Annotated in this window: 11 protein-coding genes; 6 read left to right on the top strand and 5 right to left on the bottom strand. The window is 37.2% G+C overall.

Features of this window, described 5'->3' with window-relative positions; genetic code table 11:
• On the bottom strand, positions 1-349 hold a 349-nt coding region (locus tag AC1DPQ_RS05120), incomplete at its 3' end, for a hypothetical protein (protein ID WP_477608243.1).
• 164 nt (positions 350-513) lie between these two features.
• Between AC1DPQ_RS05120 and ribH the strand changes: the two genes are divergently transcribed.
• Both ribH and ytxJ read left to right on the top strand, forming a co-directional pair.
• On the top strand, positions 514-1,005 hold the full coding sequence (gene ribH / locus AC1DPQ_RS05115; RefSeq protein ID WP_025145257.1) for a 6,7-dimethyl-8-ribityllumazine synthase: 492 nt from the start codon (positions 514-516) through the stop codon (positions 1,003-1,005).
• Between the two features lie 325 nt (positions 1,006-1,330).
• A complete protein-coding gene (ytxJ, locus tag AC1DPQ_RS05110) occupies positions 1,331-1,663 on the top strand; it encodes a bacillithiol system redox-active protein YtxJ (protein WP_230149473.1) in 333 nt (110 codons plus the stop codon).
• Between the two features lie 554 nt (positions 1,664-2,217).
• On the opposite strand, the gene AC1DPQ_RS05105 is transcribed toward ytxJ, so the two are convergent.
• Positions 2,218-3,735, bottom strand: a complete 1,518-nt coding sequence (locus AC1DPQ_RS05105) for a malate:quinone oxidoreductase (RefSeq protein WP_477608241.1) — start codon at positions 3,733-3,735, stop codon at positions 2,218-2,220.
• Between the two features lie 385 nt (positions 3,736-4,120).
• On the opposite strand from AC1DPQ_RS05105, the gene AC1DPQ_RS05100 reads away from it, so the two are divergent.
• Positions 4,121-5,422 (top strand): hypothetical protein, encoded by a 1,302-nt coding sequence (locus AC1DPQ_RS05100; RefSeq protein ID WP_477608239.1) that lies wholly within the window; start codon positions 4,121-4,123, stop codon positions 5,420-5,422.
• A gap of 93 nt (positions 5,423-5,515) precedes the next feature.
• On the opposite strand, the gene AC1DPQ_RS05095 is transcribed toward AC1DPQ_RS05100, so the two are convergent.
• Together AC1DPQ_RS05095 and msrA are read right to left on the bottom strand one after the other, a co-directional pair.
• Entirely contained in the window at positions 5,516-5,869 is a 354-nt protein-coding gene (locus AC1DPQ_RS05095; protein WP_477585176.1) for a VOC family protein, read from the bottom strand.
• 73 nt (positions 5,870-5,942) lie between these two features.
• A complete protein-coding gene (gene msrA, locus AC1DPQ_RS05090) occupies positions 5,943-6,542 on the bottom strand; it encodes a peptide-methionine (S)-S-oxide reductase MsrA (RefSeq protein ID WP_029279958.1) in 600 nt (199 codons plus the stop codon).
• 353 nt (positions 6,543-6,895) lie between these two features.
• Between msrA and AC1DPQ_RS05085 the strand changes: the two genes are divergently transcribed.
• From AC1DPQ_RS05085 to AC1DPQ_RS05075, 3 genes are all read left to right on the top strand, one after another.
• Positions 6,896-7,858 (top strand): isopenicillin N synthase family dioxygenase, encoded by a 963-nt coding sequence (locus tag AC1DPQ_RS05085; protein ID WP_477608238.1) that lies wholly within the window; start codon positions 6,896-6,898, stop codon positions 7,856-7,858.
• A gap of 106 nt (positions 7,859-7,964) precedes the next feature.
• On the top strand, positions 7,965-8,807 hold the full coding sequence (locus AC1DPQ_RS05080) for a DUF6929 family protein (RefSeq protein WP_477608236.1): 843 nt from the start codon (positions 7,965-7,967) through the stop codon (positions 8,805-8,807).
• Positions 8,808-8,900: 93 nt separating this feature from the next.
• Positions 8,901-10,319, top strand: coding sequence for an FAD-binding oxidoreductase (locus AC1DPQ_RS05075; RefSeq protein WP_477579111.1), 1,419 nt, complete (start codon positions 8,901-8,903; stop codon positions 10,317-10,319).
• Positions 10,320-10,392: 73 nt separating this feature from the next.
• Here AC1DPQ_RS05075 and AC1DPQ_RS05070 read toward each other — a convergent pair whose 3' ends face one another.
• Positions 10,393-12,150: a serine hydrolase domain-containing protein gene (locus AC1DPQ_RS05070; RefSeq protein WP_477579113.1), complete on the bottom strand. Its 1,758-nt coding sequence runs from the start codon at positions 12,148-12,150 to the stop codon at positions 10,393-10,395.
• Between the last annotated feature and the right edge of the window lie 157 nt (positions 12,151-12,307).

Raw genomic sequence — 12,307 nt, 5'->3', positions numbered from 1 at the left:
AATATGTTTCGGCTAAAAGCGACTGTAAAATGCTTTTTTCGGGTTGTTTGGCATTGCTGATGTCTGTGCGCAGGTCAACCAAAATTTTATCAAAGGCATTCTCTTCCAAATAGCTTTGAAACATCATCCGGTAGATAACTGATTTGATCAGCAATGGTGCATTGTTCTCTTTATTTGCCGCTTGATTTATTTTTTCGATCAAAGCCAGGGCATCCTTGGGTTTGGCCAGGTTAGCAAGAGAATCTATCCGATAAAAATCGGCCAGCGTATATTTATGCTGAGCAGAAACATCGAAGGAAAACAAAAAGGTAAAAAGAAATAAAGCGGAGATACGTAATGATATGTTCATAAGATGGCTTTGCGTTTTAATATAGATGGGCAGAACGTAAAAATTCCATAAGCGGTTAAAATTTTATCTGATTATTATACTAATCTAACTATAACTGAACTAAATGTTACAAGTAACAAACATTAAGGTTTTTAACATTCGAAGCATAACATTATCTTTGCCCCATGTCAACACAATTAAAAAATCTATCTGATTTCTCTCACACCACCGTTCCTAGCGGAGCAAACTATAAATTCGGAATTATTGTAGCCGAATGGAATGCAGAAATTACCGGTGCTTTGTACAATGGTGCTTTAAAAACATTATTAGCTAATGGTGTTGCCGAAGAAAATATAATTTCTTTACCGGTACCGGGAAGTTTCGAATTAACAGGCGGTGCAGAAATTCTATTGAGCAAAAGAAGCGATATAGATGCTGTAATCTGTTTAGGATGCGTGATTCAGGGTGATACCAAACATTTCGATTTTATTTGCGATGCAGTAGCACAGGGTGTAACCAATGTTGGCATTAAATACAGCAAACCAGTTATTTTTGGTGTTTTAACTACCAATAACCTAGAGCAGGCACAAGATCGTGCTGGTGGCAAACATGGCAACAAAGGCGATGAGGCTGCTATTACAGCGATTAAAATGGCTGATTTTTCTGCTCAAATTTAAACTTGCGTTTTAATAATTATTTGTAACTTAGAATTTTAAAATCTATCAGATCAGATGAAACCATCATAACTGGTTCATGATAGCTTCATTACCATTGAAACAAACTTATGCAGATGAAAAAAGTAGCCATTTTATTATTGGCGGTGTTTTGCACCATTACMATTTTAGAATCTTGTTCTTCTAAACTTTGTCCTGCTTACGGATCTTATCCAGAAGGAAAACGCAGAAGGAATTAATCTACCTCATTTGTAATCTCATATTCAGGTCATTTACAGAACTTTATTTAACTGTAATTGTTGTCCTGTAAAACAATACGTATAATATCATGACTTGGGTTAACTTAACTTCAATAGAACAGCTTGACGAGATCAAGAATGCAAGCGGTTTTAGCCTTATTTTTAAGCACAGCACGCGTTGCTCAATCAGTTTAATGGCTAAAAAGAACTTCGAATTTGATTGGGACATCATTCCCGCTGACACAAAACTTTACTTTTTAGATTTAATTAGCTACCGTGATATTTCCAACCAGATTGCCGAAATTTTTCAGGTAGCACACCAATCACCGCAGATTTTATTGATTAAAGATGGCGATTGTGTATTGGAAGCATCACATAGCGATATTTCTGCAGATGAAGTTGCAGAAGTAATTGCGGCTTAACCACAAAGTATTTTTCATAAAAGAGGGTATTCAAGCAATTGGATACCCTCTTTTACGTGGTAAGAATATATGCCATATTTCTTTGAAAAACAAGGTCCCGTTTGCTATTGGGTACTGTAGTCCTGCTGTACACTGTAGTCCCGATTTTTTCAATCGGGAGCTGCCGTTCCCATCAGGTTTATTCCTTTAGGGTCTGTGAAAAGAACACCAAACGTTCCTACGGAACGAAAAAATCTTTCTCCCCAAGTGTTACCTGTGAAACGTTCCTAACGGAACGAAAGAAAACCAATCTTACCAATGTTACTCATGAACCACCCATAAGGTAAATATGATGACAGATAGCTAATATAACGTATCGGCCGTCCCTTCGGGACGAATGGTAGGTAGCAAATAACATTTTGTTATTTGTGTTCGTTCCGTAGGAACGTTTGGTGATGCAAATGATCAATTACCTATCCAATTGAGGTCTGCGCAGACAGACCATGGAAATACCTAAAACAAAAAAAGTCCCGATTTATACCGGAACTTTGTATAAAATTATATCGTTGTTTCAACTAAGCAACTACAGTATTTTCTATTTTCAATACTTTCGATGTTCTTGTTCTGGTTTCTTTGCAAAGTTCTGGGTCCTGAGCTAAGGCTTTTCCATAGGTTGGGATCATTTCTCTGATTTTCGCCTGCCATTCGTCGGTAGCTAAATCTTCTGCAAAGCAACGGTTTAATAGATCGAGCATAATAGAAACAGCTGTTGATGCACCAGGAGAAGCACCCAACAAAGCCGCAATAGAACCATCGGCAGCACTTACCACCTCGGTACCAAATTCTAAAATACCGCCTTGTTTTTCGTCTTTTTTAATTACCTGAACACGCTGCCCTGCATATTCCAGTTCCCAATCTTTAAGTTCGGCAGTTGGCAAATATTCTTTCAACGCTTCCAACCTGTCTTCTGGCGACTGCCTAACCTGCTCAATTAAATATTTTGTTAAATCGAGGTTGTGCAATCCGGCAGAAAGCATCGGACGGATGTTATTAAATTTAATTGATTTTGGTAAATCCAGGAATGAACCATTTTTAAGAAATTTGGTAGAAAAACCAGCATACGGCCCAAACAACAGTGCCTGCTTGCCATTAATCATTCTGGTATCTAGATGTGGAACCGACATTGGCGGCGCCCCAACCGCAGCCTTGCCATATACCTTTGCATGGTGTTTTTTAATAATTTCTTCATTGGTACATTTCAGCCATTGCCCACTTACAGGGAAACCGCCAAAACCTTTTCCTTCAGGAATATCTGATTTTTCCAATAAAGGCAAAGAGCCACCACCAGCACCGATAAATACAAATTTAGCTACACGTTTACGTTTATCGCCGGTTTCTAAATCTTTAACTTTTACAATCCAGTTGCCGTCTTTATTCTTTTTCAGGTCACGGATTTCGTGATTGAAATGCAGATTAACATTACTTTGTTCCTTTAAGTTGTTAAACATATCACGGGTTAAGGTTCCAAAATTAACGTCGGTTCCCAGATCCATTTTTGTAGCCGCAACTTTTTCGCTCTTTTTACGGCCATCCATAATTAAGGGTGCCCAGTTTCTTACAAGCTCAGTATCCTCGGTATATTGCATGTCGCTAAACAGATCACATTGGGTTAATGCGTCGTAGCGTTTTTTAAGATATTCTACATTCTTTTTCCCCCAAACAAAGCTCATGTGAGGAATATTGCGGATAAAATTACAAGGGTCAGAAACCAATCCCTTACTCACTAAATATGACCAAAATTGCTTGGAAACTTCAAAATGCTCAGCAATCTGAACTGCCTTTTTTATTTCAACCGTACCATCCTTCTTTTCGGGCGTATAGTTTAATTCGCAAAAAGCAGAGTGTCCCGTTCCCGCATTATTCCAGGCATCAGAACTTTCTGCTGCCGCAATATCTAAACGTTCGTAAATTTCTATGCTTAAATTGGGCTCTAATTGTTTTAACAAAACACCCAGGGTTGCACTCATGATGCCAGCCCCTATTAAAATTACATCAGCGTCAGTTTTACCAACTGTCTTTTTCTTTTTTGTCATCTTAGCTTAAAGGAGTTACAAATTTAGAATGATTTTAAACATCCCACGAATTTTAGGGCATTAAATCTGAAAAAATTGCTAAAAAATTAGAAATACCCCTCTCTTTTTGACATGTTCTAATCAAATTTTAATCCAAAAAATAGTTTGATTAATAACTAAGTAAAAAGAACATTAAACTGACCATAGAAACCCATTATTAATTTGCTAATAGTGCCTTCTTTTCCTTTTGAAAATTTATCATTTTGATTTTAAACGATTGAAAAAATTTAAATTTTGATAATAAGGACATGTTCTGAAAGGCTAAATTTAGAAGAATCTGCATTTTTCATTTTTTTTCTTTCCTAAAGTATTAGTTTTATACATCTATTTGTTTAAAACATGCCTCATGAAGAATTTAATTTTATTTTGCTTTGTACTATTTTTAGCTGCCTGTTCTGGCGAAAAAACCGATCAGCTTTTACTCGAACTTGATAAAAAGAAACTGGCTGAAAACATCAATTATGATAAAATCATATTTTATAAATTTGCTAAAATAGCAGTCCGTTCAACTGCCGTTCAAGATACTACCCAGCCCGAGTATCAGAAATTCAGCAAACAGGCACAAAGTGTTGTCAGGACGCTGAACAAAGTAAACGCACACAACAATGAAAATATTTCTGTAATAGACGCCTTAAGGGTATATAAAGAATATCGGTCGGTTAAACAATTTGTAAAAGAAACCGATGAAGATGTTTTTCCATTACTAACTGCAGGCTTTATCGCAATGAAAACGGGCGTAAAAACACCGCAACCATTTTTTAAGGATACAAACAAGGCTTACTATCAAAATATAGAACATGCCATTTTAAGCATGGCTGTACTGGCCACCAGAGATTTAGGGCAACCTTTTGCGTTATATGAATGTGCTAAAACTCAACCAGAACTGCTGGATGATTGCGAAATTAAAACACTTTTAGAATTTGTACGCGGTTTCTTGTTTTTTAGCAACAACTTATTTTATCTATCTGAGGATGGCCTTTCGAGAAACATTAAATGGCTGGATAAAAATGAGAAAATCCCACTCCCCTACACCAAATCATTTTTTGGCTGGAGCCGTTTAAACGATGAGCAGACTCATTTGGCTTTCCATAGCATGAACTATCTTTTTAGAGGTTTTGACCGCATGAGAATGGAGCGAAAAATTGATGAGGAAAGATCGCTTGAAGATTTTGAGGCTTTTTTAAACGACATGAATAAACTCGGCATCCAAAACGAACTGGTTTGGGGAATAACCGCTTATCTGAATTTAAAAAAGGAAAGACCAGAGCAGTCGCTTCCAGCATTGGAAAAGCTGAGCAAAAGCCCATTATTTTCTAAGAACGAACGCGAAGCACTACAACAAACTATGGTATATGTAAAAGACCGTAAATCAGATAAGGCACTAACTGGTGTGTACGACAAAGCGTTTATCGGTAAAATTGCCACTAAATACATGATTGCGGTACTCTCAAAAATAGACTGGGAAAAACTGATGAAACAACAGGGTGTTCCTTATACCGAAGAAGTATTTGCTGGCATAGGTAAGTTTAAGGCGCTTTCTAATTCGGTGAGTGAGTATACTCAGCCTTCAACAATAGAAAAAGGAAAAAAAGAAATTGGTAAAAAAGGTAGCGAACTGCTCGAAAAAGCTAAAGGTTTTTTGAACTAATGGTAAGTTTTAACCACAGATAAAAAGGATACACACAGATAGATTTTAGCATCTACTCAAGACGACAAATTCATAAGCGGAAGGGTTCGGGAATTATTCGAGATGACTTAAAATATTAACCAATTTGCCGAATGGATCTCTTGTATAAAATCGCCTAACACCCCATGGTTCATCAGCCAGGCCATATTCGATCGGAAATCCGGCGGCTTTCACCTTTTCCAATATTTCATCAACATTTTCAACTTCGATGGATAGATCTGGTGTTGGGGTACCCGATCCGCCTTCGGAAGCAAAACTGATCTGTACATCCATTTTTTGTCCTGCCGCACCATAAGTGGCAATCCAACCATGATCCATTAGCAGATCAAGCCCCAAAATATCTTTATAAAAACTGGCTGCATCAGCAATTTTTTGAGTATTAACATTAAGTACTATTCTTTTCACCATAAACAGAAGTTTAAATTCCTAAGATAACAAAAAGCCCTACAATGTTTATTGCAGGGCTAGTCAAGCACGCTTATTAATTTTTAAGCTTCGCCTTAAATATTTTTTCCAGTTTCTCTATTTTGGGCTGAATCACCAATCTGCAATAAGGTTCACTTCCGTTTTTGTTGAAATAATTCTGGTGGTAATTTTCTGCAATATAAAATGGTTTGGCCGCTTCTATAGCTGTTACCACTTTTTTGCCATAAGCATTGGTTTTATTCAGCTCTGCCTTATATTTTTCTGCCAAAGCTTTTTGCTCAGCCGTGTGATAAAAAACAACTGAACGATATTGGGTACCGCTATCGGCGCCCTGACGATTTAATGTTGTAGGATCGTGGCTTTTCCAAAAAACTTCCAATAAGTCATCGTAAGAAATCACCATTGGGTTATAGGTAATCTCTAAAACCTCGGCATGCCCTGTAGCACCGGTACATACTTCCTCGTAAGTTGGATTGGTTAAAGTACCGCCTTCATAACCAGATTTAACCGATACCACGCCTTTTAAACGTTGAAAAATGGCTTCAGTACACCAAAAACAGCCCATTCCGAATGTAGCTTTCTCTGTCTTTTTTCCTTGCGCATTTGCCTGATTTAAGGCCAATACCGATAAAAGAATTAAAATTATTTTTTTCATTGTGTGTTTATTTGTTTTTAAATGTAATGAAGCTATCATGATTTTTTATCTAATTGTTGAGATGGCAAATCATGATGGTTTCATTGTGTGTGTGTTATTTTATTAGTCGCAAATAACCAATTTACCTTACAGTTCATCAAGTTATTTTCTAGTTAATTATACGAAATTAAATAAGCTGTAGTTTGCGTTTAAATTATAATGGATTTAGTGTGACAATCGACTATTACATTGTTTTTCGGATTTTGTTAATAACTTAAAAAACTGTATATTAATTTATTAAATACTTAATACACAACCTAAACGCACTTATTAACAATTCTTTTTTAAATTCGWAAAACATTAAATATAAAATTATGTCTACACCGTATATTCCTTGTTTAGATTTAGGCTCTTACATCAATGGCTCTGCAGAAGACCGTAAAAAGTTTTCTGATGAATTGGGCAGGGCTTTTAACGATTCGGGTTTTGTTACCATTACCAACCATGGTTTAAGCCAGGAATTAATTGACAAGCTTTATGAAAACATTAAAGCTGCTTTTTCGCTTCCCGTTGAAACCAAAAGGAAATACGAGAAACCAGAATTGGCTGGTCAACGTGGTTACACCAGTGCAGGCAAAGAAACAGCTAAAGGGGCTAAAACTCCAGATTTGAAAGAATTCTGGCAGATTGGTCAGGAAGTAACTGATGGTGATCCTGTTAAAAATGAATATCCTGATAATGAAGTTTTAGAAGAATTGCCAGAATTTAACAAAGTAACAGGCGATATTTATAAAAAACTGGAAGAAAACGGGACACATTTATTACGCGCCATTGCTACTTACCTGGAATTGCCGATCAATTATTTCGACAAACACGTTCATAACGGAAATTCTATTTTAAGGGGTATCCACTACTTCCCGATCGAAAATCCTGAAACCATTCCTGATGATGCGGTACGTGCAGGTGCACATGAAGACATCAATTTGATTACCTTATTAATTGGCGCCAGTGCTGATGGTCTTGAAGTGTTAACCCGCAGTAATGAGTGGTTACCTATTAAAGCACATCATACCGATATCGTTGTAAACGTTGGTGATATGTTACAGCGTTTAACCAACAATAAATTAAAATCGACTACACATAGAGTGGTAAACCCACCTCGTGAACTGATGAAAACCTCGCGTTTCTCTGTTCCTTTTTTCTTGCACCCACGCAGCGACATGGACCTAACAAGTTTACCATCAACCATTGATGCTGAACATCCTAAAGCCTATAGCGATATGACTGCGGGCGAATATTTGGATGAAAGATTAAGAGAAATTGGATTGAAAAAATAAAAAAGATCGTCATTGCGAGACTCGATTTTTCATCGAGACGTGGCAATCTTATTTGAAAAAATATTAAGCATCGGCCAAAACCGGTGCTTTTTTGTTATTTTCAAACATGCATTCAACAACTTTAGAAGTTTTTGCCGAGATTGATGGCATTGGCTCTGCTTCGGGTCTATTCCTTCACGAAGATTTCCTGTATATCATTGGCGACAACAGCGGCTACTTGAACGAATATAACATCAAAACCAAAAAGCTACGCAAAATTCAGATTTTATTTGATAAAACACTTGATCAGTTAGAAAATATACCTAAATCCTTAAAACCCGATTTCGAAATTCTTTGTCATAATAACAATAAGCTCTACATATTAGGTTCGGGCGCTACGCCCAAAAGAAACCTGATGATCGAATTCGACCTGAAAACTCAAAAAGTTATTCAGAAAGACCTGACCGATACCTACACCAAACTTAAAGCTATCGCCAAAACAGACGATCAGAACTTTAACCTCGAAGGTTCAATTTTTACAGGGAATGAGTGGCTACTTTTTAACCGGGGCAATGGGATCGATGCAAAGAATGGCATATTCAATATCCAGGAAGCAGATTTAGCTAAAGCTAAACAAGTTAAGTTCAACCATTTTAAGCTTCCAAATATTGATCATGTAGAATCCTCTTTTACTGATGCTGTATTGGTGAAAAATGAAATATTTTTCATCGCTACCGCCGAAGATACCAAATCGACTTATGCCGATGGCGAAATTATGGGCAGTTTTATCGGCAGTATTAACCTACAGACTTTGAAGCTAACCTTCAGTAATAAAATCTCTGGCAAACATAAATTTGAAGGCATTACTTTGCTTAGCCAAAGCGAGCATAGTACAACCTTCCTGCTATGTGAAGATCGCGATAGCGAAAAACTTAAAACGGTAATTTATAAGCTGATTCTAAATCATTAGCTTAGGAGCTATTAACTTTCTAGCAAACACCCCATTAAGCTGATAACCCTAAGCTCTTATATCATTATGTAAACCTCAAACATCTAATCAACTATGAAACGTACCGCTCTCAAAATTTTTCTAATCTATATCTCTTTACTCCTAGCTTGCCGGCCTGATAAACCGATTATACAAAAGAACGTCGTAAACGATGTTACACAACTCAACCCCATAAAGGTTACCAAAATAATTGCGCCACAAACTTCTGCTGAAATTATTAAGGCAGTTAAAACCCACAATGAACCTATTTCGATAGGTGGAGGTCGATTTAGTCAGGGTGGACAAACGGCTACAGAAAATGCTTTGCAAATTGACATGAGAAAGTTTAACAGGATTTTAAGTTTCTCAAAAGAACATAAGGAAGTCACAGTTCAAGCCGGTATAAGGTGGCGCGAGCTGATCCAGTTTATTGACCGATACGATTTATCTGTTAAAATTATGCAGACTTATGCGAATTTTACGGTTGGTGGCTCACTTAGTGTTAACGTGCATGGTCGTTATGTTGGGCAAGGACCAATTATTTTATCAGTTAAAAGCTTTAAGATTGTTTTAGCCGACGGAAGTTTCATCACCGCGAGCCCAACGGTTAACAGTGAAGTTTTTTATGCAGCTATTGGCGGCTACGGCGGAATTGGCGTAATTACCGAAGTAACCTTATCGCTAACAGACAATTATAAAATAGCGCGAAAAGATACCCTGATGGATATTGCCGCCTACAAAAAGTTTTTCTTTTCTAACATTCGAAATAAACCCCAGTTCGTATTTCATAACGCAGATATATACCCAAATAGTTACACCAAAGTTAGAGCAGTTACTTATGCAAGAACCGAAAATAAATTAACCGTAACCGAGCGTTTAAAACCGAACGATGTAAACTATGGATTGAAAAAATTTGCCATGAAAGTAGTTGCCGGTTCTGATTTTGGAAAGTGGCTAAGGCAACACATTGCAGATCCGGTACATTATACAGGTAAAGTTGTTGAATGGAGAAATTATGAAGCGACCTATGATGTGCAAGAGCTCGAACCCAATTCGAGAAAAAAAGCGACCTATGTTTTACAAGAATATTTTATACCAGTAGATCATTTTGATTCCTTTTATCCAAAAATGGTTAAAGTATTAAAAAACAACGATGTAAATGTGATCAACATTTCAATCCGGCATGCAAATAAAGATACGGGATCGTATCTCGCTTGGGCTAAGGAGGAAGTTTTTGCTTTCGTAATTTATTACAAACAGGAAATATCTGATGTTGAAAAGGCAAAAGTAACCCAATGGACAAGGGCCTTGATTGATGCATCGCTTTCTGAAAAGGGTGCTTACTATCTGCCCTATCAAATACAGGCTACTCAATCACAGTTTTCAAAAGCTTATCCAAATGCTGAAACATTTTTTAAATTAAAAAGGAAGTATGATCCTAATTATAAATTCAGGAATAAACTTTTTGATGCCTATTATAATCCAAAAAACTAGTATTAAGCGAGTTGTCAACTTTAATAGCCATTTAGCTAGAACGTTGTCAACACTGAATGATGCAAACTAAGATTTACTTCTTCGATTCGTCTATGGCTTTATTTACCACATCCTGAATCCTTCCTCTAATTTTTAAGTTCGATAGTTTATCGGTAACGGTAGGGTTAACACGGTTAGACAAAAACACATACACCAAACCGCGCGATGGATCTACCCAAACACAAGTTCCGGTATAACCGGTATGGCCGTAAGTTTGTGGCGAAGCCAGTTCAGACGGGTAATGTTTAGTCGTGTCCGGATCCCAACGATCGAAACCCAAACCTCTGCGGCTAACATTCGATTGTTTCGAAGTAAACATATCTACTGTCGAATTCTTGAAATATTCTACCCCGCCATAAGTACCACGGTTTAAAAGCATCTGGTAAATAATGGCCAAATCGTTGGCGCTGGCGAACAAACCTGCGTGACCAGAAACACCACCAGCCAAAGCTGCTCCCTGATCGTGAACGTAGCCAACTAAAAGGGTTTTCCTGAAATAGCTATCCATTTCGGTTGGGATAATCTGTTCTGGTTTAAAGCGGTTACGTGGTAAAAAACCTGCCGTTTGCATGCCTAATGGTTTGTAAAAATTTTCGTAAGTATATTGATTTAAAGGCTCTTCGCTAATGTGCTCTACAATATCTTTCATTACATACATGCTGATATCGCTGTATACATATTTGCCCCGTGTTTTTATTGGCGAGTTTAACATTTTAGGCCACATAAAATCTTTAAAAAAGCCTTTTTTGATGTAATAATTGTCGGCTACTTTCGTCGGGTAAGCTGCCGAAGAATCCCTGCTGTAATCGCCGGTTTTCACATAATCGTGAAAAGGAATGTAGGGAATAAAACCTGCCTGGTGCAACATCACTTCGCGCACCTGAATGTTGTTCATTGGCGTAGTACGTGCCTTTGGGATATAAGCACCAATATTGGTATCTAATTTTAACTTTCCTTCTTCAAATAAACGCATTACGGCAGGAGTAGTTGCAGTTACCTTGGTTACCGAAGCCAGATCAAAAATATCGGTTACCTTATCGGGCACATTGGTGTCATAAGTATGTGTGCCATATGCTTTGTTAAAGATCACCTTACCGTCTTTAGCCACCAAAACCACTAATCCTGGTGTTGCTTTCTGCGCTATGGCCTCAGCAGCAATGGCATCAATTTCTTTTAAGTTGTTCGAATTTAAACCTGCATCTTCGGGTACGGTGTACTTTAAGCGCGTGGCCGTTGTAGTAAAACCAGAACCCATGGTATAACGTGCGGAATAAGCAGTAGTTAACTTATTTGAAGCGGCAATGCCACCAAAAATATACTGTGGCACAATAGCAGCAGCATCAATATTGTTTTGACCGGTCCATACAATCGGCGATTTTAACAGATCGAATGATTTTAAACCTGGCCCATTACCAAAAAAAGAAATAATTACCTGTTTATTTTTACTGATACTGTTAATGAAGTTAATGTATTTGGCTTTGCTTACATTTTGATCATCAATAGAAATTAAAATGGTATTAAAATATTTAAGGTCATCTTCTAAATCGTTCAAATTCACGCTGTCTTTATAAGAATCGGCAGAAAATGAAGTAATTTTATCATATTTATTCGCCAAACTATCAAAAACGGCACTGTAAGCAAAGCTCAGGCTAACTGAAGCAATATTCTTTTTCTCTAGTGATTTTAAGGGAATAACACCATCCTGATTGTTTAACAATACGGTTGTATGAGCTATCACATTGGCAATAGCCAGTTTTTTCTCATTCGCTGTATGCTCCTGTGCGCAGGCCATTAAACATAAAATATTGCAGCAAAATGCTACAACCAAGATACACAATCTATTTCGCTTCATATACTTTTTCTCCGTTCAGGTAGGTTTTTAAAACTTTGGTTTTTAATATGTTTTGTGGTGTTGATTTCAAAATATCGTGATCGAGCATAACAAAATC

The sequence above is a fragment of the Pedobacter sp. 01T416_2 genome (assembly GCF_056398925.1).
The sequence above is the reverse complement of the archived record's forward strand: the minus strand, read 5'-3'. Positions and strand labels throughout refer to the sequence as shown.

What these genes read in the sequence shown, in the direction of transcription:
- ribH (WP_025145257.1), top strand. Translation starts at nt 514, where the DNA reads ATGTCAACACAATTAAAAAATCTATCTGATTTCTCTCACACCACCGTT.
- ytxJ (WP_230149473.1), top strand. Translation starts at nt 1,331, where the DNA reads ATGACTTGGGTTAACTTAACTTCAATAGAACAGCTTGACGAGATCAAG.
- AC1DPQ_RS05105 (WP_477608241.1), bottom strand. Translation starts at nt 3,735, where the DNA reads ATGACAAAAAAGAAAAAGACAGTTGGTAAAACTGACGCTGATGTAATT.
- AC1DPQ_RS05100 (WP_477608239.1), top strand. Translation starts at nt 4,121, where the DNA reads ATGAAGAATTTAATTTTATTTTGCTTTGTACTATTTTTAGCTGCCTGT.
- AC1DPQ_RS05095 (WP_477585176.1), bottom strand. Translation starts at nt 5,869, where the DNA reads ATGGTGAAAAGAATAGTACTTAATGTTAATACTCAAAAAATTGCTGAT.
- msrA (WP_029279958.1), bottom strand. Translation starts at nt 6,542, where the DNA reads ATGAAAAAAATAATTTTAATTCTTTTATCGGTATTGGCCTTAAATCAG.
- AC1DPQ_RS05085 (WP_477608238.1), top strand. Translation starts at nt 6,896, where the DNA reads ATGTCTACACCGTATATTCCTTGTTTAGATTTAGGCTCTTACATCAAT.
- AC1DPQ_RS05080 (WP_477608236.1), top strand. Translation starts at nt 7,965, where the DNA reads ATGCATTCAACAACTTTAGAAGTTTTTGCCGAGATTGATGGCATTGGC.
- AC1DPQ_RS05075 (WP_477579111.1), top strand. Translation starts at nt 8,901, where the DNA reads ATGAAACGTACCGCTCTCAAAATTTTTCTAATCTATATCTCTTTACTC.
- AC1DPQ_RS05070 (WP_477579113.1), bottom strand. Translation starts at nt 12,150, where the DNA reads ATGGCCTGCGCACAGGAGCATACAGCGAATGAGAAAAAACTGGCTATT.